This window comes from Trueperaceae bacterium (assembly GCA_036381595.1).
Lineage (GTDB): Bacteria > Deinococcota > Deinococci > Deinococcales > Trueperaceae > DASVCN01.
In genome coordinates this window covers 258,429-280,608 of record DASVCN010000023.1, presented here as the reverse complement: position 1 = coordinate 280,608, position 22,180 = coordinate 258,429, and the positions used below count along the sequence as shown (strand labels likewise).

Below are 22,180 nucleotides of genomic sequence, written 5' to 3'. Positions count from 1 at the left end.
CCCTTCTGCATGGCCCAGACCTCGACTACTTACCGACCGCCGGGCTTCTGGCAGAGACTACTCCGCGGCAACCCCACCGAGACGCAGCTAGCCTGGCTGCTCCTGCTGCCTGCGCTGGTCACGCTCGCGGTGGTCATGCTCTACCCGGTCCTCAACGTGATCTGGCAGTCGCTCCACTTCGAACGGCTGAACGTCCCTCAGCGCGGCACTCCGTTCATCGGCCTGGAGAACTTCCGCGAGATGCTGTGGGGCGAGGGGATGACCTGGAGCGCGACCCGCCTGTGGGGCTGGCGGCTTCTCGGCATAGCGGCACTCATCCCCGTCTGGTGGAAGACGTCCCGGCGTAGTGCGCTCATCTGGAGCTCGCTGCTGCTGCTCGTAGCCGGCCTGCTGTTGGGCTTCCACCCCGGCGAGGAGGGGCGCTGGAACGACCCCCGCTTCTGGAACTCGTTCCAGATAACCCTGCTCATCATCGTGGCCACCGTCACCGGTTCGTTTCTCGTGGGGCTTCCGCTGGCGCTCCTCGCCAACGTCGGGTCGCGACTGCGCTGGCTCGTCAGGGTCGCGCTGCTACTGCCCTGGGCGATGCCGCGGGTGTTCGCAGGCCTCACCTTCGCCTGGCTCTTCCAGAGTCGCTACGGGGTGATCAACGACATGCTCGGCCAGCTGGGGATCGAAGGCCCGCTGTGGCTCGCCCGGGTCACCCCTGCGATCGTCGCGGTGATCATCGCCATCGTCTGGAAGACTTCCTCGTTCGTGGGGCTCATCCTGCTGGCCGGCCTGCAGTCGATCGACCGGAGCCTGTATGAAGCGGCCACGGTTGACGGCGCCAGCGCCTGGCAACGCTTCTGGCGGATCACCCTTCCGCTCCTGCGGCCGGCCATCGCGGTGGCGCTGATATTCCGCACCCTCACGGCGGTGCAGACCTTCGACATCCCCTACGCGATGACCCGAGGCGGCCCCGGCAGGGCGCTCGAGACCCTCGGCATCTACATCCACGGCACCACGCTCGGTCTCGACATCGGCTACGCCGCGGCCCTGTCGACCATCCTCTTCCTGCTGAGCCTGGGGATCACCGTCGTCTACCTGCGCTGGCTCTACCAGGAATGAACCGCAAGCCCTCGCCGGCAGGCACGATCTTCACGCGGTTGGGCCTCGTCCTTGTGATCCTCAACGGCCTCTTCTCATCGGTGTGGCTGATCCTCACCTCGTTCAAGGAGGAGGGCGAGCTCACCCGCCTCCCCATCACCTACCTGCCGCAGGACCCGACCTGGAGCAACTACGTCGCCGTGTTCACGGAGAACCCGTTCGCCCGCTTCATGCTCAACTCGGCGGTCGTTTCGCTCGCCGCCACGATCGTCTGCGTGCTGTTCGCAGCACTCGCCGGATACGCCCTGGCGCGGCTGCGGCTACCTGGCCGCCGGCTGATCCTCACCGCCATCGTCATCTCCAGCATGTTCCCGGCGCTGGTGCTGCTGGTGCCGCTCTACCGGATGTTCGTGGGTTTCGAGATCCCCGGCCTGGCCTGGTTCACCCCCAACCTGCTCAACACCTACTGGGCATTGATAATCCCCTACGTGGCGCTCTCTCTGCCCATCGCCACCCTCATCCTCACCAGCTTCTTCCAACTGATCCCAGACGAGCTGGAGAACGCCGCGACGGTCGACGGCGCAACTCGGGTGGGCGCCCTCTTCCGGATCGTAGCGCCGCTTTCGGCACCCGGGGTGGTGACGGCGGCGATAATCGTCTTCGTCAACTCGTGGAACGAGTTCCTCCTGGCGCTCACCTTCAACAGCGCCCAGGCGATGCGCACGGTACCGGTCGGGATCACCCTCTACCAGGGCGAGTACTCCTTCCCCTGGGCGGTGATCAGCGCGGCCGTCACCCTCGGCATCCTGCCGCTGGTGGCGCTCATAATCTTCTTCCAGCAGCGGATTATCAGCGGCCTCACGGCCGGCGGGGTGAAGGGGTGAGGATTCGCCGATTCGCCGTCGCGGCGGTCGCACTCGTCCCGCGGACGTCCGGCAGTAGGCTGGATCGTGTCCCTGCGAATCGGATTCGTCGCCATCATCCGGCCGATCTTCAAGGGCGACTCGCCGGCCGCCGCGCTCGACAGCCTCGAGGGTCTCGAGCGGCTGGCCGCGAATAACGGCTTCGAGGTAGTCCTCCCAGAACTCCCGACCGGCCCGGTTCACGCCGCCACCGGTTCACCGCTTCCCCGCTTCGCCGTGCACGACCAGGCGAGCGCTCAGCTCGCCGCCGATCAACTCGCAGCGCAGGACCTCGACCTGCTGCTCGTCCAGCTCACCACCTTCGCTACCGGTGAGACGCCGGCCCCCTTCCTGCGGCTGCCGCTGCCGCTGGGCCTGTGGGCGCTGCCCGAGGAGGCCGGCGCCGACCGTACCACCGGTCCACTGCCGCTCAACTCGCTCTGCGGCCTCAACATGACGCTGAGCTTCCTCGATCGTCCACCCGTGGAGCGGGAGATGCCGGCCAAGTGGTTCTACGGGAGTGCCGACTCGGACTGGTTCCGAGAACGCCTCACACCTACCCTCACCGCCCTGCGAGGTCTCCGGGCCCTGCGGGGAGCGAGGATCCTGCAGATAGGCGGCACCGCGCCCCACTTCTACGGGCTGGAGCAGGAGCCGCGGCTACCCGGCGTGACCGTCGAGCGGATGGAGCTCACCGCCCTCTTCGAACGGGTCGCCCGTGTCCCTTCCGCTGCGACCGAAGAACTGGCAGCCAGCTGGCGGGAAGGGTCGGCTGTCACGGAGGAGCAGCTGAGGCGGAGCGCCGCGCTCGACCTCGCCCTCGGCAGGATCGTCAGCGAGAGCGAGTACGACGCTATCGCCCTGCGCTGCTGGCCTGAACTGCCCGACGAGACCGGCACGATGGCTTGCGCGACGCTTGCTCGCCTGGGGGATGGCGCTGTAGCGGCCGCCTGCGAGGGTGACGTCATGGGCGCGCTGTCGATGCTGGCGCTCCAGGGGATGAGCGGGGAGGCCGCTCTGCTGCTGGACCTGTCGGACGTCGACCCCGAACGCGGAGCGCTCTTCTGGCACTGCGGCAACGGCCCGCTCTCCTGGAGCGCGGGCGCCACCCGTCTGGCGCCCCACTTCAATCGGGACGGGGTCGGCACGGTGAGGGACATGATCGTGAGGCCGGGTCCCGCCACAGGCTTCAGGTTCACGGCGGGCGCCGAACGGGCGCTCCTGTTCAGCGGCGAGTTCCGCGACGTCACCTTCGAGGACGGAGGCTACGACGGGGTGCGTGGTTGGTTGAGCGACATCCGTTGGGGCAAGGACCCCGTGACCCCCCGCGGCTTCGTCGCCAACGTGCTGGACCACCGTCTCCCTCATCACTTCGCCTTCGGCCAGAGCGATCTAACCGAGGGCGCGCTGGAGCTGTGCTCCTGGCTGGGAGTCGAGGTCCTGGAGCCCGTCCCGGCGAGGGACACGCTCTGACCGCCGGCCAGCGAGAGGGCATCACCACGGCAGCCGCTGACCGTGCCGGCCGCGTGGACGGCTCAGGCCGGCTCGGCCCGCTCCTCCCGCTCGGCCAGCCGCCGGAGCGCCGCAGTGCCGCCGCGGAACGAGTAGGCCTCGTATCCCAGCTGCTGGAGCACCTCCGCGGCCTGGGCGCTCTGCATCCCCTGAGCGCAGTAGAGGAGGTAGCGTGCCTCCTTGTCCAGATCGCGGGGCGAGCTGAGGATCTGGGCCGCCTCGAGGTGGCGGGCGCCCGGGTAGTGCCACGCCCGGTGTTGCCGCTCGGTCTGGCAGTCGATGACGACCGAGCCCACGGGTACCTCGTCGACGAACAGGTAGGGGAGCATCAGGTCGGCCTGGTCGAGCGTCCTGAGCTTCAGCTCCTTGGCGCCAAGTACCCCCTGCCGCAGAAGCGAGTCGTCCAGCTTCCGCTCCTCTTCCGCCACGACCAGCGGGTCGGCGGCGACTACCGGGCGTAGCGAGGTCAGCGCGCAATACTCCCGCACCTGGGCAGAGAGGGCCGCTGTGCCCACCAGCTCGGCTTCTCTCATGATGTCCCGCTTGTCCATGCCCACCAGCGGCCTGAGCACCGGCAGCGAGGCCGCATCCTCGATCGCCCTGAGGTTGCTGAGGGTCTGTGACGACACCTGACCGATCGATTCGCCGGTGACGAGGGCTTCACTGCCCAGCCGCTCGGCGAGGAGGGATGCGGCCGCCAGCATCCTGCGCTTGAGCAGGACCTGCCAGTAGTCCTCACGGGCGTTGCCGCGCAGGTTCTCGAGGACGGCCGCGAAGTCGACTACGAAGAGGCTGGGCCTGCCGCCGAAGCACCAGCGGTCGCAGATCACCTTCACCACCTGGGCGACCATCCGCTCGTAGGCGGCTCCGCCGAGGTTGAAGAGCACGAAGTCGAGTTCGACCCCCCGGCGCAAGATCTGCCAGGAGGAGACGGCCGAGTCGTACCCGCCGGAGATGAGCGAGAGCGCCCTGGATTCGGTGCCGGCCGGCAGGCCGCCGATACCGGGCAGACGCTCCTCGAAGAGGTAGGCGCGGTCGTTGATGATCTCGACCCGGACCTCGAACTGAGGGTCGTCGAGATCGACAGGGCCATAAGGTCGCAGGGCGGCGCCCAGCTCCCTGGCTACGTCCATAGAACCGAACGTGTGCTGGCCCAGTCGCTTCACCCGCACGGCGAAGCTGCGACCGGCCACGAGGTCGGCGAACGCCTCGTGGCCCACCCGCGCTATCGTCTCGGGGTCGGCCTCGCAGACAGCCCTCACCGGCGAGTAGGAACCGACGCCGAAGACCCGCGAGAGGACCTCCTCAGCAGCCGCCGAGGGCCCCTCGGTGAGGTAGACGAAGAGCCGACTGGGGCGCCTCCTGATGCGACAACGGACGCCGTTGCGTTGCAGCGCGTCGAGTACGGAGCTGCGCAGCGAACGCATGAACTTGTCCCGGGTGCGCTTCGACTTGAGCGTCACCTCGGCCGCCGGCCTGACAACTATCAGTCTCTCGTCAAACTCCTGCACCCCCTCACGATAAGCCCTGGGGGTGCCGGCTCCTGTTCGGCCGAGGTGACGCGGCGCGTCGGACTCGCGTGCGGGCGGCGTCGGCGCAGTCGCGCGGCTATCGGATCACTCCCGCGCGTACCACCGGTCCGCTCGAGCCCGGTGCGACAGTGAAGCGGTCGAACGGGATGACGGTGCGGCCATCGACCGCGCCCACCTTCACCCGCGACACGGAGTCGCTGGGCAGGTAGACGCGCAGATGACCGGGAGCGACCTGCGCTCCACGCACATGCTGCTCGTCGACGAATACGGCGAGTTCACCCGCGGTCGGTTGGTAGTGGAGGTCGAGCCGGAAGACGTCGCCTTGCGCCCTGCGCGCTTCGACCGCCTCTATGGCGAGAGCGGAGCGGGGCATGCTGGCGTCGGCCTGCCAGCTGCCGCTACCCGGCGCTATCCAGCCGCCATCCTGGATCTGGTAGTGGCCGGCGGAGTCCAGCGCTACCGCCAGGACCAGCTGCTGCAGGTCGCCGCTGACCGCGTACAGGTCGAGCATCGCGTCTCCGGGAGCGAGCATCGTGGGCTCGCCCACCACACCATCGAGCCTCGGTACTACCGTGAGCGGCCTCGGCACCTCGACCTCCACTCTCAGGTCGAATCCGGCGCGAGGTTCGCGAACGACCTTCGCGCTAAGCAGTTCCCGTGGCTCTCTCGAGAAGACCTGGGCGATGTAAGTCTCGCCGGTGACGCTGTCGAAGGCCCCGAAGCCGACGTGAGTGTAGTCGCCGTTCAGCAGTGCCGCACGATGCGGCGGGCTCTGCAACCAGCCCTCGACGGCCGCTTCGGCCAGGTCCTGCTGGCCACGCAACAGGGCGAGGTTCTCCCCTGCCGTGGTGCTGGCCACGCCGGCCCGGGCGAGTCGATGCTCGAGGGTGGCGCTCTCCGGGTTGGGGCCGCTGTGCGAGAAGAAACCCAGTCGCGCCATCTCCTGGGCATGGCCCCGGGCGGCTCGAGCGAGTCCTTCGTGGGCCTGCAGCGGCGCCAGTCCGAATCGGGCGCGCGCCGCGTTCGTCTCCTTCAGCAGGGCTCGCTCGAGCAGCGCGTTCGCCGGCGGATCATCGATCACGGGCAGACCGTTCGCGACAGTGAAAGGTAGGAGGATCAGGAGGAGAAGCAGGGGAAGACGACGCACTGCGGAAGTCTACGGTCGCCCGCAGCGGACCCTGCGAGAGGTATTTCGCGTGGCGTCCCCTGCATTAAGCAACGATTGACAAGCTCCGGCTACTTCTCCTATCTTTGATGAGCACGTCAGGAAGGGTGGTGGTGTCCATGACCAGCGATAACTGCTTTTGCGACCGGATCGACTGGCACGCGCGCCCGTTCCTGAGCGTTCACTCACTGTAGATCGGCGGAAACTACTGACCCGGCAAGCCTCCGGAAGGCGGACCGGCGACGAGGTGGACCGGTTACGAGCAGCGCGCGTCCTCGAGCTCTTTCAGCATGGAGGACCGCTTGAACCGAGTGGACACGCAGTACGCAGACGACTATCTCGACAACGAGGAGAGCTTCTCGCGGCGGCACGACCGCCGGCCGCCACGCGGCCGGCAACGACTGTCCGACCTGGTGGCGCAGGAGGCCACGGCGGAGGAGTCGGGATCAAGCAGCGAGGCCCGCTTCACCGATCCGGAACTCCAGCACCTCTTCGAGATCAGCAAGATCGACGAACTCCTGGGGGAGGTGAAGAGCGGCAAGGAGGCGACCGTCTACCTGGTGAGCGGGCCCGACGGCCTGATGGCGGCGAAGGCGTACGCCGACCTACGGGTGCGCTCCTTCCGCAACGACGAGGTATACCGGCGGGGCCGCTGGATCGGCGACTCCAGGATCGAGAAGGCGATAACGCAACGCACCGCGAAGGGGCTGGAGGCGCAACAGGACCTGTGGGTGTTCCACGAGTACCTGCAGTTGTGGCAGCTGTTCGAAGCCGGTCTGCCTGTGCCGAAGCCGATGATCGGTCCCGACAAGATCGACCTGGGCGACGCCGGACGGGTGGTGCTCATGGAGTACATCGGCGACGACGAGGGGCCGGCCCCCCGCCTCTCCGACATCCGCCTGCCGGCCGTGGAGGCGCTGAGCGCCTTCGAGCAGAGCGTCGAGTTCGCCCGCCGGCTCCACGCGCTCGGCAAGGTGCACGGCGACCTGTCGACCTACAACCTGCTCTGGTGGCGGGAGCGGGTAGTGGCCATCGACTTCCCGCAGATGGTGGATGCGGCCGATAATCCTGAAGCCGGCGAGCTGCTGGAGCGGGACGTCGCGAACCTCTGTCGCTCGTTCCGCAAGCTGGGGGTACGGGCCGACCCGACCGCAACGCTGCGACGAGTGAAGGGCGGGATCGTCCGTCCCGGCAGCTAGACTTGACCAGGAGGTCAGATGAACCAGGTCAACAGCGAGCCCTACGGCGATGACGACCATGAGCTGCTGATGGAAGCGGCCGCAACGGTGCTGCTGGCTACCGTCGCGGCCGACCGCTCCGGCCCGGTCGCCTACTTCTCCGAGATGACCGCCGCCGGCACCTTCCTCTATGAGGCGCGGGAACGCTACCCGGACAACCCGCTCGTGCAGGAGCTCTTCCGCAGGCACGAGGGGAGCGAGTTGCGCGTCGAAGAGGATGAACCGGGCGGCGCGATCACCAAGGAGACGTTGCATCGCGACATCGAACGGATCGAGGCCGTGTTGCGCAGGGACGAGGTCGGCATGGAGTTCAGACGCTTCCTCTTCGAGCTGGCGCAGAGAGTCGCCAGGGCGTCGCGCAGCGGCTGGTTCGGTCCGCGGATCTCGGAGGGCGAAGCCGCATTCCTGGCCGAACTGCGGGGGACCCTGGGACTGGTCGAGAGCGATTGAGTTCGAGCGGATGAGCCATGGCTGACGGCGACGACTGGGGCGACGACTTCGGTGAGGAGCGGTTCGGTCGGCGCAAGGAGCGGCGCCGGCCCAAAGGCGCAAGGCGCCGCAAGGAGCTGGCGACGGGCCCGGGCGACGATGGCGGCTCACCCTTCGCCGACCCGGGCCTCGAGTGGTTGCACGCGCGGGGCCTCCTGAAGGAGCTCGGCAATCAAGTGCGCGGCGGCAAGGAGGCGACCCTCTACCGCGCCAACGGCCCCGTAGGGCGGTTGGCGGCCAAGGTCTACAGCGATATCGAGGTCCGCGGCTTCAGGGCGGCCGAAGCCTATCTGGAAGGGCGGCGAGTGGCCGACCGACGGATCCGGAAATTGCTTGGCGACGCACGACGACGCGGGCTCTCGCCCGAACTCGCCGACTGGGTCTTCCACGAGTACCTGACCCTCTGGCGCCTCCACGACGCGGGGGTGAGGGTGCCCCTGCCCGCTGTCGGGCCCGACCCCGAAGCGATGGTTCTCGCCGGCCGGGTGGTGCTCATGGAGTGGATCGGCGACGAGGAGCCGGCGCCTCGGCTCTCCGACGTGCAACTAGATGCCAATGAGGCCGAACGGGCGTGGCAGGCCGCCCGCCTGCTGCCGGCGCGGCTCCTGGAGATCGGTCTCGTGCACGGCGACCTGTCGACCTTCAACCTCCTCTGGTGGGCGGAGGAGCTCGTCCTCATCGACCTACCCCAGGCGGTGGAGGTGGATCGCAACCCGGCGGCGGCCGACCTGCTCCAACGCGACATCAGGTCTCTCTGCTCCTCCTTCGCTCAATTGGGGATCGAGGAGGACGCCGCATTGCTGTTGCTGGAGACCAGACAGACGGCGGGCTACCCGGCTTCGGGGCCGTTGCGGCGCTAAGGGCGCGTCGCCGCCACTGCAGCCCGGCCAACGACCGGGAATGGCTCTCGCACCGGCAGCGCCCGACGAGTGTCGGCCTGCTTGCGTCGGCCGGGGGCCGGCGGCACTAAGCTGTACCCCATGCTCGACGACAACAGGGCGGGGATCGAAGAGGCGGGGCTGCGGTACGTCAACGACAATGGGCCCGGCATAAGCCGGAGACGGCGGGGGAAGGGCTTCAGCTACTACCGACCCGACGGGGAACGGATCACGGATCCGGACCTGATCGAGCGGCTCAACTCCTTGGCGATCCCGCCCGCTTACAAGGATGTGTGGATCTGCCCCGACCCGAACGGTCACCTGCAGGCGACCGGGCGCGACGAGAAGGGCCGCAAGCAGTACATCTACCACCCGCGATGGCAGCAACTTCGCGAGAAGGACAAGTTCGACCGGCTGCTCAGCTTCGCCGAGGTGCTGCCTAGGATCCGCCGAAGGGTCAACCGTGACCTGCAGCGGGAGGGGATGGCGCGGGAGAAGGTGCTCGCGGCGGTGGTGAAGCTGCTCGAGTCCACCCTCGCCAGAGTCGGCAACTCCAGCTACGCTCGGGAGAACGGTTCCTTCGGCCTGACGACGATACGCAAGAAGCATGTGGAGCTCGAGGACGACACGGTGGTCTTCGAGTTCCGCGGCAAGGGCGGCCAGGAGTGGCACGTCGAGACCGAGGACGAGCGGATCGCCGAGGTCGTCCGGCAGTGCGTCGAGATCCCCGGCTACGAGCTTTTCAAGTACATAGACGAAGACGGGAACCGTCGCGATGTCGAGTCGGGCCACGTCAACGAGTACCTCCGTCAGGTAAGTGAGGAGGAGGTCACGGCCAAGGACTTCCGCACCTGGGCGGGCACCGTGCTCTGCGCCGAGGAGCTGTGCGGCTACGAGTTCGAGACCGAGCGGCAGGCGAAGAAGAACGTGGTGGCGGCCGTCAAGTCGGTTTCCTCGGTCCTCGGCAACACTCCGGCAGTCTGCCGGCAGAGCTACGTTCACCCCGTGGTCATCGATACCTATCTCGAGGGCGAGCTGCGCGAGAGGCTGAGGGGCCGCAACGATGGCGGCGACCTGAAGCCGCCAGGCGGTTTGCGCTCCAGCGAAGCGGCGGTATGGCGGTTGCTGAGGGAGAAACAGGCGTCCTGACTGGTGTGGTAGAGGGCCGGAAGGGGCGGCCTGAGGCTCGTAAGCGGGGCGCTCAGCCCTGTACCAGTCCCCGCTCGCGGGCCCACACCACGGCTTCGGCTCTGTTGGAGACGCCGATCTTCCGGTAGATGCGGGTCACGTAGTTCCTGACCGTCTGGGGAGTGAGGGCCAGCTCGGCAGCGATCTTGAGGTTGCTGTGCCCGGCGCCCACCCTGGTGACCACCTGACGTTCGCGCCTGGTGAGCAGGTCGAGTTCACCGGTGGTCGAATCGGCCTGGTCGGGCGAGCGCAAACGCTCGAGCTGCTGGACCACGCTACGACTGAATACCGAGGCGCTCTCCAGCACGATCTGGGTCGCCTCGCGCAGCTTCTTCTCCATCGCCTTCTGCTCGGTGATGTCGACGTACACGCCCAGCAGGCACTCCTCACCCCCGACCTCCACCCAACGCAGCCAGGAGAGTAGGGTGACCCGACGGCCGTTCCTGGCCCGGACCACCAGTTCGAGCCGCTCGACCCCTTCGCACTTCTCGAGCTCCTCCTTGGCCGCGCGAACGCTCTCGTTCTCGTGGACCATCGCGAGCTCGGGGACGGTGTGTCCCACCACTTCGTCGCGTCGGTAGCCGAGGAGTTCGAGGAAAGCGTCATTGGCGTCGAGGACCCGTTGATCCACGCCACGGACCAGCGAGACCGGCACGGGACCGAGTTCGAAAGCCGTCCGGAAGAGGCTGTCCCGTTCGTGCCGGTAGCTCACGTCCTCGATGGTGAGCACCCTCAGGTTGGCGCCACTGGCGAGATCCCGAACCAGGTGGCCCGAGAACGCGAGCACCGGCCTGCCATCCTCCCACCGTTCCGCGGAGCGCAGCAGGTACCCGCTGAAAGTCTCGTTCCGCTCCAGCCTGCGGGCCGGATGGTCGCCGCTTTCGGGGGTGCTCCCGTCGAGGCGCACCAGCGGTCCGATCCGCCGGAACAATCCCTCCAGACACCCGATCGGCTCACTGCCGCCACTGCGGGCCACGAGGGCGGTGGCGGAGCGGTTGGCGTAGGTAACGCTTCCTTCGGCATCGAAGATGACGATTGCTTGCGGCAGCCGGTCGAGGATCTCGCGGAATCCTCCGAACGGATACTGCTCGTTTTGACGGAACATGCTTCTCCTCCGCAGGGGTGGCACAGCGAAAAGAGCCGACGAGCAAGACTCCCCAACTCCCGATGATCACGCCCCCTGGCGGTAAACGCGAAACTATCACGCCGCCCTCGGGGTCAATAGGAGCATCTGATTCCCAAGCAGGGTGGCAGATGTCACTAGGCGAGGCTGCCGGAGCGGCCGTGAACGCGCCGTCTGGCGCGTGCTCGCTTCAGCCCTGCAGTAGCGACTGACCCCCGTCTATGAAGACCTCGCTTCCGGTGATGTGCGAAGCGGCATCTGACGCGAGGAAGGCTATCAGTTGAGCGACCTGCTCAGCGGAACCGGGGCGTCCGTCGGTCAGGGGGATCTCCCCCTCGGGATACACCACCGGTTCACGGGCCTCGTCGACGTCCTCGCTGCGGGTGTTCTCGTCGATCTGAGTGGTGATGGCGCCAGGGCAGACCGAGTTGACGCGGATCCTGTCCTGGGCCAGTTCGAGGGCGAGCATCCTGGCCATCGCGACCTGGGCCGCCTTCGTCGCCGAGTAGGCCGTTGCCCCCGAGTTGCTGTACATCCGGGTGCCGTTCACCGAGGAGGTCACGACTATCGCGCCGCCCTGCCTCTTGAGGAAAGGCACGGACAGCTTGATGGTAGCGAAAGTCCCGAACAGGTTGACTTCGACCGTCTTGCGGAACTCATCGAAGCCCAGCTTCTCGATCGGAGCCCAGGTCCCGTTGATGCCGGCGTTGGCTACGACGATGTCGAGCCGGCCGAAACGGGCCACCAGACTCTCGATCGCTTCCGCCAGACCCCGCTCTTCGCTGACATCGGCCGCCAGCACCAGGGCCCGGCCACCGGCGCTCTCGATCTCCCCCGCCACGGCCTCCAGCTGCGAGCGTGTGCGGGAGAGCAGGCCCACGGCGGCGCCTCTGCGGGCCAGCTCGCGGGCCGCTGCCGCACCTATGCCCGAGCCGGCGCCGGTGACTAGCGCGGCCATCCGATCGAAGGAGTTCACGTGACCACTCTAGGTGGGCCTGCCCGGGAGCATTGCGAGGGCGAACAAGATCGACCGGAGTCCTCACTGGGTGGGCCGGGAACGAGGAACTGGTCGGCCTCTTCGTTATAATCGCCCTTCGGGCAGCAGGAGGCGTTCCCCATGAGCTTTGATGCGAGGCGCAAGTTCCTCGAGTTCTTCGAGAAGAAAGAGCATCTGATCCACCCGAGCGCTCCGCTTCGGAGCGACGATCCGGGCCTGCTCTTCAACGTGGCCGGCATGCAGCAGTTCAAGCCGTACTTCCAGGGCGCGACCCCGCGCTTCCCGGGCTACGGCGTGTGGCACCGGGTGGCGACGAGTCAGAAGTGCATGCGCGCGGGCGGCAAGGACAGCGATATCGAGAACGTCGGCCGAACGAGACGCCACCACACCTTCTTCGAGATGCTCGGCAACTTCTCCTTCGGTGACTACTTCAAGAGGGAAGCTATCCTCTGGGCCTGGGAGTTCCTGACCAGCAAGGAGTGGCTAGGCCTCGAGCCCGAACGCCTCTACGCCACCGTCTTCACTGACGACGACGAGGCGTACGGCATCTGGGCCAACGAGGTCGGCCTGCCGAAGGAGCGCATCTCCCGCTGGGGGGAGGCCGAGAACTTCTGGCCGGCGAACGCCATCAAGGACGAGCGGAGCGGACCGTGCGGACCCTGCTCCGAGATCTTCTACGACCGCGGTCCCGAATACGGCAGCGCCGACGAAACCGGCCCCAACACCGGAAGCGGCGACCGTTACGTGGAGATCTGGAACCTCGTGTTCACCCAGTTCAACCTTCAGGACGGCCTGCTGAGCCCGCTGCCGCAACAGAATATAGACACCGGCATGGGCCTCGAGCGGATCACTACGGTCGTGACGGGAGCCCGGGACGCCTACGCCACCGAACTCTTCCAGCCTACCATCCGCCGACTGGTCGAGTTGAGCGGGGTCCCCTACCGCGACCTCGAGAGCGTACCGCACCGGATAATCGCCGACCATGTACGGGCGGTCTCGTTCGCCATAGCCGACGGGATAATGCCCGCCAACGACGGTCCCGGTTACGTCATCAAGATGCTCATCCGCCGTGCCTCCCGGCAGGCGTTCCTCTTGGGCATCGAGGAACCGGTGCTGCATGAACTGACCGGCGAGGTCGTGGAGGCGATGGGCGACGCCTACCCGGAGCTGCGCGAGGCCCGCGAGCGGATCAGGACCACGGTGAGGGCAGAGGAGGAGCAGTTCCTCCGCACCCTAGAGAGCGGCACGCAACGGGTGAAGACTCTGCTCGACGAACTCGACGATGACATCCTCCCCGGCGAGGTGGCCTTCGACCTGTGGCAGACGTACGGCTTCCCGCTCGACCTGACCCGAGACATGGCCGAAGAGCGGGGGCTGCGGGTCGATGCCGCGGGCTACGAGTCCGCGCGGCAGAAGGCCCGCGAGCTGTCGCGTGCCGGCCAGGAGTCGCAAGCGATGTTCGGGGCGAGCCAGGAGACGCTCGAGCGGGTCGCGTCGGAGCGGGGGGAGACGCACTTCCTCGGCTACGAGAGCTTGGCCGCCCAGGCGAAGGTCGTCGCCCTCATCACGGGGGAGCGGCTCGAATCGGCGGCGACCGAAGGCAGCGACGTGGACGTACTCCTCGACCGAAGTCCCTTCTACCCGGAGGGCGGTGGCCAGATCGGCGACGTCGGCAAGCTCGAGTGGGATGGCGGCGCCGCCCTGGTCAGCGACACCAGGCGCTCGCGCCAGGGGTTGTTGCTGCACCGAGCCAAGGTGGTCCGCGGCCGCCTGGAGACCGGTCAGGAGGTCCGGGCGCTGGTCGACCCCGCGCGCGGCGAGACGCAGAAGCACCACACCGCAACCCACCTCCTGCACGCGGCCCTCCGGTCGATCCTGGGCAAGCATGTGGCGCAGGCCGGATCGCTGGTGGCGCCCGACAGGTTGCGCTTCGACTTCTCCCATCCGGCGGCGCTCCGCCACGAGGAGATCGAGCTTATCGAGACGATGGTGAACCGCTGGATCCAGGCCGACTTCCCGGTCGACTGGCGAACCGTGCCGATCGAGGAGGCACGTAAGCGCGGCGCGATGATGCTCTTCGGAGAGAAGTACGGTTCGCAGGTGCGGATGGTGTCGATCGGGGGGAACGTTGGCCAGGAGGTGTCGATCGAGCTTTGCGGCGGCACCCACGTGAGCCGCACCGGTGAGATCGGATCGCTCGTGATAGTCGCCGAGGAGGCGGTCTCGGCCGGCGTCCGGCGGGTCGAGGCGAGAGTCGGGATGGCGGCCCTGGACCACCTGCAGGAGCTACGGGGAACGCTTACCGACCTGGCCAGCGAGCTCGGTACCTCCGCAACCGAGCTGACCAACCGAGTAATCCGGTTGCAGGCCGACCTGAAGTCGGCGCAGCGCGAGAACGCGAGCCTGCGGGACAAGCTGGCCGCCGCGCAGGCAGGAGGCGGGGCGACTCGCGAGGTCGAGGAGGCGGGCGGCTTCCGTTACCTGGCCACCTCCCTCGCCGGGCTCGACGCCGCCTCGCTGCGGAACGCCGCCGACAACCTGCTGCAGCAGTCGGGCGCCGACCTGGTAGCGGTGGGGAGCGAGGGCCTGCTGGTGGTGAAGGTTGCCGAGCAGGCACGGGAGCGCGGCGCCCATGCCGGCACCCTGGTGCGTGAACTGGCTCGCAGGGCGGGTGGCAACGGCGGCGGTAAGGCCGACATGGCGCAGGCCGGCCTCAAGGACCCCACCCGACTGCCCGAGGCGTTGGGAGCGCTGCCGGACGTGCTGTCTGCGGCCGTATCCGGGTAGCTGGGTGAAACCTCCGGCAGGGCAGCAACAGCTCGCCCCCACTATCAGCTGATGGACGGCACGATCCTGGCCCTCGACGTGGGCGAGGCGAGGATAGGGCTCGCCCGCGGCGATCTGGGCAGCCGCTTCGCGTTCGGCCGTGGCTTCATCAGCCGCCGGGGCGATGCCGCCGACGTCGCAGCGGTCAGGGAGGCGGCGGCAGCCGAGGGAGCCTCTCTGCTGGTGGTCGGCCTTCCGCGCCGCACCGACGGGAGCGACTCCGACCAGACCCGCAAGGTGCGGGAGTTCATCGCGCTGCTCAGGGACGCAGGATTGACTGTCGAGGTGGAGGATGAACGGTTCACCACTCGACTGGCGACACACCAGTTGCTGGGCAGCGGCCAGAAGAAGCGACGCCGCCAGGAGAAGGGGCGGGTAGACGAGGCCTCGGCCGTGCTGATTCTCGAGACCTATCTGCTGAGGCAGGGGGTGGACGTCGGTGAGTGAGGAACGCGATCGGCCGCACCAAGAGGCCGGCGCCGGACTCAGCGCCGTCGGCACCAGCGGGCGCGGCAGCGGCGACGGACCGGCCGACGGGCGAGAGGCTCGCTCGAAGCGCGACAGCCGGGACGATGCGGTCGCATCGCATGGCGGCTCACCTGCCGGACGACCGGGTTCCCGTCGGGGCAGATCGTTCTTCCGGGGCGTGATCGTCACCCTGCTGCTGGCAGTCGTCGCCCTGGGCGGGCTCGTCGTTTGGGGGCTCATGCCGGTGAGCGATACCCCCCAACTAGTGGAATTCGAAGTGCTGCCAGGCTGGGGGGCGAGCCGCGTGGCCGACGAACTCGCGGAGGAGGAGCTGATCCGCAACGCCACTCTGTTCAGCCTCTACCTGCGGATGCGGGGGCTCGACCGCTCGATAGGCGAGGGACTCTACGATCTCGACCGCGCCGCCTCGGCCCCTGAACTCGCCCAGACCCTGGTCGAAGGCGGCCGACCGCGCGTCGCCCGGGTGCTCCTGCCCGAAGGGATCCGCGCCGGCGAACTGGCCGAGCGCCTCGAGGAAGCCGGGCTGCACGACGCCGAGGAGTACAGGCGGCTCATCGACAACCCGGGCGAACTGCGACCCGATTACGTTCCGGAGGGAGCGAGCCTGGAAGGTTACCTCTTCCCCGCCTCATACGAGATCCCATACTCCGAGCCGCCTGCTCTCACTCTCGAGCGGATGATCGAACGGTTCGAACGCGAACTCACCGAAGCTGTGAGGCAGGAGCTCGAGCGACTCGACATGAGCGTGCACGAGTGGGTGACGCTCGCCTCGATCGTCCAGGCGGAGGCGGGCAGCACCGAGGAGATGCCGGTGATCGCCGGCGTCTTCCGCAACAGGCTGGATCAGGGCATGGCCCTCCAGTCCGACCCGACCGTCGCCTATGGCCTGGGAAAGAGCCTGCAGGAACTCGACCCCCTCGCCGGCGACATGGAGAGCGACCACCCGTGGAACACGTACACCAGACCGGGCCTCCCGCAGGGGCCGATAAGCAGTCCGGGTCACGCTGCACTGCAAGCGGTGCTCTCCCCGGTCCGCACCAACGCCCAGGGCGAGGATTACCTCTATTTCATCCACGGTTTCCACGAGGGTGAGATCGTCTTCAGGCCGAACATCGATCTCGAGAGCCACAACGAGGACGTGGCGCAGTACCTGCGCTGACGACAGCCGGGAGGTGAGCACCGAGATGACCGACTCCGGACCCCGCCACGGAGCCCATCACGGACCCCATCACGGCGAGTACAAGGTTCCCGGCGGCAAGCTGGTGGTCATCGACCTCGAGGTCTCTGACGGCAGGTTCGTCAACGTGATGCTGTCGGGAGACTTCTTCCTCGAACCACCCGAGGCGCTGGCTTCGATCACCGGCGCTGTCGAGGGCGCTCCTGCCGACTCCGAACCCGAGATCCTGACGGCCCGGATAGTCGAGAACCTGCCCCCCGGAGCGCCTACTCGCTCTACGCGCCTCTGGAGCTGGTAGACGGGCTCTCGTTCGTCGAGTCGTACGTCTTCCTCGACGAGTGGGTGATCGAAGCCCTCCGGTCGCTGGGAGTGGACGCCGTGTACAAGCCGACAAACGACATAAGCTCTGCCTACGGGAAGATCGGCGGCGCAGCGCAGACCCGGCGGGGAGGCGCGGTGCTCCACCACGTGACCATGTCTTACGACATCGACACCCGCAAGATGCTCGAGGTGCTGCGAATCGGCAAGGAGAAGCTCTCCGACAAGGGTACGGCGAGCGCCGCCAAGCGCGTTACGCCTCTGCGTCAGCAGACGGCACTACCGCGCCAGGCCATAATCGACCGCTTCATCGATACCTTCGCCGACTGTTACGGACTGGAACGCGGTGATCTCGAGGAGCACGAGCGTCTGGCTGCCGAACGGCTGGTCGAGGAGAAGTTCGGCACAACCGGCTGGACCTACCTGTTGCCCTGAGGCCGCCGCCGGTACAAAGTTGAGAACCACCTGACCTCTCCCCTATACTGCCGTTGGTTCGACATCTTGCGTGCTGGAGGGGGTGGACTTCTGTCTAGGCCGGCTCCCCGCTCGTGGCGTATAGCGCTGCCGAAGGCAGCGACGGCGCCGCCGGCAACCCTTGATTCGCTTTCGACGCCCAGAGGCGCACGGGGAGCGCACCTCGGCATGATCCCCTGGGATGGTGCGCCGGTCGGTGAAAACCGGCGGCGCGGCACCTTCGCGCGTCATCGACTGGCCGCCCGAGAACGACTAGGCGAGTCGGCGCGATCAAGTACTGGGTGGGCGCCTTGCGTCCACGGCCTGAGAGGAGAGCGGCCATGAACAAGTTGGTGAACAGTCGGATCTCTCGCAGGAAGTTCCTCAAGCTGACCGGAGCTGCGGCACTGGCAGCCGGGGCGGCGCCCTATCTCAACAGGGTCCGTGCCCAGGGGGGTACGCTCCGGATCCTGCAGTGGAGTCACTTCGTTCCGGCATACGACACCTGGTTCGATCAGTACGCGATGCAGTGGGGTGACGCGAACGGCGTCGAGGTCGTAGTCGACCACGTGAACCTGGCCGACCTGACGGCGACCGTGGCGGCAGAGATATCGGCCGGATCGGGCCACGACCTCATCGAGTTCGTTGGCGCCGAAGCCGGTCAGTTCGAGCCGAGCCTGGTCGACCTGAGCGACATCAACCAGGAGGCCCAGTCGAACTTCGGCGATCAGCTGGAAGTGGCTCGGAGCTACTCGTACAACCCGGCTACCGAGAAGTACTACGGCTTCATGCACAGCTGGACCATCGACCCGGGCGACTACCGGAAGAGCCTCTGGGAGGCAGCCGGCAAGGCCGATGGGCCGAGTACCTGGCAGGACCTTGTGGAGTACGGCGGGCAGATCCGCAACGAACAGGGTGTGCCGATGGGCATCGGCCTGGCCCAGGAGATCGACTCCAACATGGCTCACCGCTCCCTGCTCTACTCGTTCGACTCGTCCCTTCAGGATGAGGAGGGCATGGTCATCCTCGACCAGGGCGAGACGTTCGAACGGGCGGTCGACGCGGTCAACTTCATGCGCGAGCTGTACGAAGCGGCGATGACGCCCGAGGTGTTCGCCTGGAACGCCGCCTCGAACAACCAGACCCTCATCGCCGGACGTTCGTCGTTCATCATCAACTCGATCTCGGCCTACCGTTCGGCTCAGAAGGACCGGCCGGACATCGCCCGCGACATCTTCTTCACCCCCGCTCTGCAGGGTCCCGGCGGCACCTCGCTCAACAACGCTCACGTGATCTACAACTACACGATCCCCCAGCACTCGCCCAATATCGACACAGCCAAGCAGTTCATCCTCGACCTGGCGGCCAACGAGGATCAGGTCATGTACAACAGCGAGCTGTACATGTCGCCTTCGTTCTTCTCGACGCCGATACCCGAGGGAGACCGCGGCTACGAGGCGGTGGAGGGTGCCGAGACGGTACGCGACCTGCACAACGCCTGGTTCGAGAACGACCCGTTCAAGCTGCCCGACGAGGAGGACGGCAAGCTACTCCCACTGCGTGACGCGGTTGACTGGACCACCAACGTGGGTCATCCGGGCGTTACCAACCCGGCGGTGGCCGAGGTCTTCAACACCTTCGTCATCCCCAACATGATGGCGCGCGCGGTTCGCGGCGAGCAGACTCCCGAGGACTCGGTGAAGCGTGCCGCCGAGGAGGCGCGACAGGTGTTCCAGGCGTGGCGCGACCGGGGACTCCTCTGACCCGATCCGGGGCGCGGGCGGTTATCTACTGCCCGCGCTTCCGATCGATCCACGCGTTGCGCTTCGGGCAGCTCGGGCGGGCCGGGGCGGAGGTTTGAATTGGCTGTCCTAGAAGTCCGGAACCTCAGTACCCACTTCGGGGGAGTGAAGGCGGTCGACGGCGTCGACCTGAAGGTCGCCGATGGCGAGTTCCTGGTCCTGTTGGGCGCATCCGGGTCGGGCAAGACGACACTCATGCGCACCATCGCCGGGCTCGAACGGCCCACCGAGGGCGAGGTGCTGATCGGCGGCGAGCCGGTCAACCATCTGGGCCCGAACGCCCGCAACGTGGCGATGGTCTTCCAGAGCTACGCACTCTACCCCCACAAGAGCGCCTTCCGGAACATCTCCTTCCCCCTCGAAGCGGTGGGTATGGGAAGCGCGCAGATCCGTGAACGGGTCGAGTGGGCGGCGAACCTCTTCGGCATCGGCCACCTCCTCGACAGGAAGCCGCGGGCGCTTTCGGGCGGCGAGAAGCAGCGAGTGGCGCTTGCCCGGGCGATGGTACGCGAGCCGAACCTGTTCCTCCTCGACGAACCCTTGTCCAACCTCGACGCCAAACTTCGGCATCTCGCCAGGCACGAGCTTAAGAAGCTCCACGGGCAGACCGGCGTCACCACCATCTACGTCACGCATGATCAGGTAGAGGCGATGGGGTTGGGCGAGCGGGTCGCTGTGATGAACCACGGCAAGATCGAGCAGATCGGCACACCCAGCGACATCTACCGCGAGCCGGCGAACACCTTCGTCGCCGAGTTCATGGGCGCCCCGGCGATGAACCTCGTCGAACGGGGCAACGAGGTCTTGGGCTTCCACCCGGAGAACTTCCTGCCGGCGGAACACTTCCCTGCCACCGGAAACGTCGAGAGGTTCACCTTCTACATCTACGGGGAGGAGGATCTCGGCTCCGACGCCCTCTTCTACGGCACGCTGCGCAACTTGCCCCAACAGACCAGAAACGGCCGCGAGATCATCTCGAAGTTGCCGGCGACGCTCGCGGGCTCGCTCACGCCCGACAGCGAGCACGAGTTCTTCGTCGCCGCCGAGTACGTCAAGCGGTTCGACCCGAGAAGCGGCCGGCGGATCGACGTCGTATGAAGGCGGGACTGGAAGCAGCCGCATCATGACGACCGAAGTGAGTGAGCCCAACTCGGTTCGGTTCCGCCCCCAGACGGGCCCCAGCCAGGCGTCGCTCGCCGTCTGGATGCTGGCGCCGGCGATCCTGTTCATCGTCCTTCTCATCGGCTTCCCGCTCGGGTTGGCGGTCTACTACAGCCTGAGCAACGTGACGACCGGCGGCAGCCAGGTCACCCTGGTGGGCTTCGACCACTTCCGCAACCTCATCGGCGACCCCACCTTCAGGGGGGCACTGGGCAACACCTTCCTCTTCACCTTCGGCTCGCTGGTCATCATGCTGATCCTCGCCACGATCCAGGCCGAGCTGCTGATACGCCCGTTCCGAGGCAAGTGGCTGGTGCGCTTCCTGATCCTGCTGCCCTGGACGGCGCCGGCGGCTCTCGCCGTGATCGGTTGGCTGTGGATGTTCGACTCGGTCTTCAGCCCCATCGACTGGCTGTTGCGTCAGCTTGGGTTGCTGGGCCAGCCGGGCGCGCCACTCGGTGTTCTGCCGAACCTCTACTGGCTCGGTCACCCGACCCTGGCTTTCGTATCGGTGATCCTGGTCAACGTCTGGCGCATGCTGCCGCTGGCGACGGTGATAGTCCTCGCCGGACTCAACTCGATCCCTCCGGAGCTGTTCGAGCAGGCTCGGGTGGACCGGGCCGGCTACTTCCGGCGGCTCTTCCAGATCACCCTGCCGCTGCTCTCACCGATCCTGCTGGTAGCTATCCTGTTCGCCTTCGTCTTCACCTTCTCCGACATGATCGTGATCTATATCCTCACCAGGGGCGGTCCAGCCAACAGCACTCAGGTGCTCTCGAGCCTCGCCTTCTTCACCGGCATCGCCGGGGGCAACCTGGGTCGCGGCGCTGCCATCGCCCTGTTCCTCTTCCCGGTGCTCGCCGGGGTATCGGCGCTGCTGCTGGCCATGATCAGACGAAGCGAGGTGGCCTGAGGTGACGCTGAGCAAAATGGGCGCCCGGGGAGCCTTCTACCTCGCCATCACACTGTTCACCCTGTTCGCGGCGCTGCCCTTCTACGTGATGTTGATAACGGCGTTCAAGAGCAACAACGAGCTGTTCAACCCCAACACGAACCCGTTCTGGTTCAGCCAACCCCCCACCTTCGAGCACATGAACCTGCTCTTCACCGACACGCTCTTCCTGCGCTGGATGCTCAACTCCCTCATCGTCGGGGTGCTGGTGGTACTGATCACCCTGGCCCTGACCATCCCGGCGGCCTACAGCCTCGCCAGGCTCGCAGGCGGCTGGGGGGAGGTGGTGGGCATCGGCATCTTCCTCACCTACCTGGTGCCGCCTACTCTCCTCTTCCTGCCGTTCGTTAAGGTGATCGCGGCGCTGGGGCTGCAGAACTCGCTCTGGTCGCTGGTGGTCGCCTACCCCACCTTCACCGTGCCGTTCTGCACCTGGCTGCTCATGGGCTTCTTCAAGGGGATCCCACGCGACATCGAGGAGCAGGCGATGGTCGACGGCTACAACCGCTGGGGCGCCTTCCGCAAGGCGGTGCTGCCGTTGGCGGTGCCGGGGATCCTCACGGTCGTGGTGTTCGCGTTCACTCTCTCCACCAGCGAGTTCGTCTACGCGCTCACCTTCGTGCAGGACTCGGCGCAGAAGACGATCAGCATCGGCGTGGTGACCGAGATGGTGCGAGGTGACGTATTCCGCTGGGGGCCGCTGCTCGGTGGCGCGCTCATAGCGAGCATCCCGGTCGCGATCCTCTATACCTTCTTCATAGATCAGTTCGTCGCCGGCCTCACCGCCGTAGCCGGCGACTGAAGCCGGCCGCCAGCTCCGCGCGTCGACGCGGCCCCTCGGGGTCGCGTTGACGCTATTTCGGGGAGGGGCTACCATGCCCTGGGCAGC

At 67.0% G+C, this 22,180-nt stretch carries 20 protein-coding genes; 16 read left to right on the top strand and 4 right to left on the bottom strand.

Annotation, left to right across the window (positions count from 1 at the left end; translation table 11 throughout):
* Nucleotides 1–9 precede the first annotated feature (9 nt).
* The 3 genes from VF168_07835 (at nt 10) to VF168_07825 (ending at nt 3,464) form a co-directional block, all read left to right on the top strand.
* The gene (locus tag VF168_07835; GenBank protein HEX7004082.1) at nt 10–1,110 is read left to right on the top strand and encodes a sugar ABC transporter permease; all 1,101 of its coding nucleotides are present in this window, start codon (nt 10–12) and stop codon (nt 1,108–1,110) included.
* Nucleotides 1,107–1,973 carry a carbohydrate ABC transporter permease gene (locus VF168_07830; protein HEX7004081.1) on the top strand — a complete coding sequence of 289 codons (867 nt, stop codon included), beginning with the start codon at nt 1,107–1,109 and terminating at the stop codon, nt 1,971–1,973. The genes VF168_07835 and VF168_07830 overlap by 4 nt, the downstream gene beginning before the upstream one ends.
* 66 nt (nt 1,974–2,039) lie before the next feature.
* Nucleotides 2,040–3,464, top strand: coding sequence for a hypothetical protein (locus tag VF168_07825; protein HEX7004080.1), 1,425 nt, complete (start codon nt 2,040–2,042; stop codon nt 3,462–3,464).
* Nucleotides 3,465–3,526: 62 nt separating this feature from the next.
* Here VF168_07825 and thiI read toward each other — a convergent pair whose 3' ends face one another.
* Complete coding sequence (gene thiI / locus VF168_07820; protein ID HEX7004079.1) at nt 3,527–5,014, bottom strand: tRNA uracil 4-sulfurtransferase ThiI; 1,488 nt, start codon at nt 5,012–5,014, stop codon at nt 3,527–3,529.
* 97 nt (nt 5,015–5,111) lie between these two features.
* Nucleotides 5,112–6,182 carry a CAP domain-containing protein gene (locus VF168_07815; protein ID HEX7004078.1) on the bottom strand — a complete coding sequence of 357 codons (1,071 nt, stop codon included), beginning with the start codon at nt 6,180–6,182 and terminating at the stop codon, nt 5,112–5,114.
* A gap of 329 nt (nt 6,183–6,511) precedes the next feature.
* On the opposite strand from VF168_07815, the gene VF168_07810 reads away from it, so the two are divergent.
* The 4 genes from VF168_07810 to VF168_07795 all read left to right on the top strand — a co-directional run bounded on the left by VF168_07810 (nt 6,512) and on the right by VF168_07795 (nt 9,954).
* The gene (locus VF168_07810) at nt 6,512–7,399 is read left to right on the top strand and encodes an RIO1 family regulatory kinase/ATPase (protein HEX7004077.1); all 888 of its coding nucleotides are present in this window, start codon (nt 6,512–6,514) and stop codon (nt 7,397–7,399) included.
* An 18-nt stretch (nt 7,400–7,417) separates the two neighbouring features.
* Entirely contained in the window at nt 7,418–7,888 is a 471-nt protein-coding gene (locus tag VF168_07805; protein ID HEX7004076.1) for a hypothetical protein, read from the top strand.
* Between the two features lie 17 nt (nt 7,889–7,905).
* Entirely contained in the window at nt 7,906–8,787 is an 882-nt protein-coding gene (locus VF168_07800) for an RIO1 family regulatory kinase/ATPase (GenBank protein HEX7004075.1), read from the top strand.
* A 120-nt stretch (nt 8,788–8,907) separates the two neighbouring features.
* A complete protein-coding gene (locus VF168_07795; GenBank protein HEX7004074.1) occupies nt 8,908–9,954 on the top strand; it encodes a DNA topoisomerase IB in 1,047 nt (348 codons plus the stop codon).
* A 52-nt stretch (nt 9,955–10,006) separates the two neighbouring features.
* Here VF168_07795 and VF168_07790 read toward each other — a convergent pair whose 3' ends face one another.
* Together VF168_07790 and VF168_07785 are read right to left on the bottom strand one after the other, a co-directional pair.
* Entirely contained in the window at nt 10,007–11,098 is a 1,092-nt protein-coding gene (locus VF168_07790; GenBank protein ID HEX7004073.1) for a PAS domain S-box protein, read from the bottom strand.
* A 208-nt stretch (nt 11,099–11,306) separates the two neighbouring features.
* A complete protein-coding gene (locus VF168_07785) occupies nt 11,307–12,092 on the bottom strand; it encodes an SDR family NAD(P)-dependent oxidoreductase (GenBank protein ID HEX7004072.1) in 786 nt (261 codons plus the stop codon).
* Nucleotides 12,093–12,233: 141 nt separating this feature from the next.
* Between VF168_07785 and alaS the strand changes: the two genes are divergently transcribed.
* The 9 genes from alaS to VF168_07740 all read left to right on the top strand — a co-directional run bounded on the left by alaS (nt 12,234) and on the right by VF168_07740 (nt 22,093).
* On the top strand, nt 12,234–14,900 hold the full coding sequence (alaS, locus tag VF168_07780; protein HEX7004071.1) for an alanine--tRNA ligase: 2,667 nt from the start codon (nt 12,234–12,236) through the stop codon (nt 14,898–14,900).
* A gap of 51 nt (nt 14,901–14,951) precedes the next feature.
* The gene (gene ruvX, locus VF168_07775) at nt 14,952–15,386 is read left to right on the top strand and encodes a Holliday junction resolvase RuvX (GenBank protein ID HEX7004070.1); all 435 of its coding nucleotides are present in this window, start codon (nt 14,952–14,954) and stop codon (nt 15,384–15,386) included.
* The gene (mltG, locus tag VF168_07770; protein HEX7004069.1) at nt 15,379–16,587 is read left to right on the top strand and encodes an endolytic transglycosylase MltG; all 1,209 of its coding nucleotides are present in this window, start codon (nt 15,379–15,381) and stop codon (nt 16,585–16,587) included. The genes ruvX and mltG overlap by 8 nt, the downstream gene beginning before the upstream one ends.
* Before the next feature lie 25 nt (nt 16,588–16,612).
* Nucleotides 16,613–16,903 (top strand): hypothetical protein, encoded by a 291-nt coding sequence (locus VF168_07765; GenBank protein HEX7004068.1) that lies wholly within the window; start codon nt 16,613–16,615, stop codon nt 16,901–16,903.
* An 80-nt stretch (nt 16,904–16,983) separates the two neighbouring features.
* On the top strand, nt 16,984–17,358 hold the full coding sequence (locus VF168_07760) for a hypothetical protein (protein HEX7004067.1): 375 nt from the start codon (nt 16,984–16,986) through the stop codon (nt 17,356–17,358).
* A 359-nt stretch (nt 17,359–17,717) separates the two neighbouring features.
* Nucleotides 17,718–19,139 (top strand): extracellular solute-binding protein, encoded by a 1,422-nt coding sequence (locus VF168_07755; GenBank protein HEX7004066.1) that lies wholly within the window; start codon nt 17,718–17,720, stop codon nt 19,137–19,139.
* Nucleotides 19,140–19,238: 99 nt separating this feature from the next.
* A complete protein-coding gene (locus VF168_07750; GenBank protein HEX7004065.1) occupies nt 19,239–20,276 on the top strand; it encodes an ABC transporter ATP-binding protein in 1,038 nt (345 codons plus the stop codon).
* A gap of 25 nt (nt 20,277–20,301) precedes the next feature.
* The gene (locus VF168_07745) at nt 20,302–21,252 is read left to right on the top strand and encodes a sugar ABC transporter permease (GenBank protein HEX7004064.1); all 951 of its coding nucleotides are present in this window, start codon (nt 20,302–20,304) and stop codon (nt 21,250–21,252) included.
* 1 nt (nt 21,253) lies between these two features.
* Nucleotides 21,254–22,093, top strand: coding sequence for a carbohydrate ABC transporter permease (locus tag VF168_07740; protein HEX7004063.1), 840 nt, complete (start codon nt 21,254–21,256; stop codon nt 22,091–22,093).
* Nucleotides 22,094–22,180 lie beyond the last annotated feature (87 nt).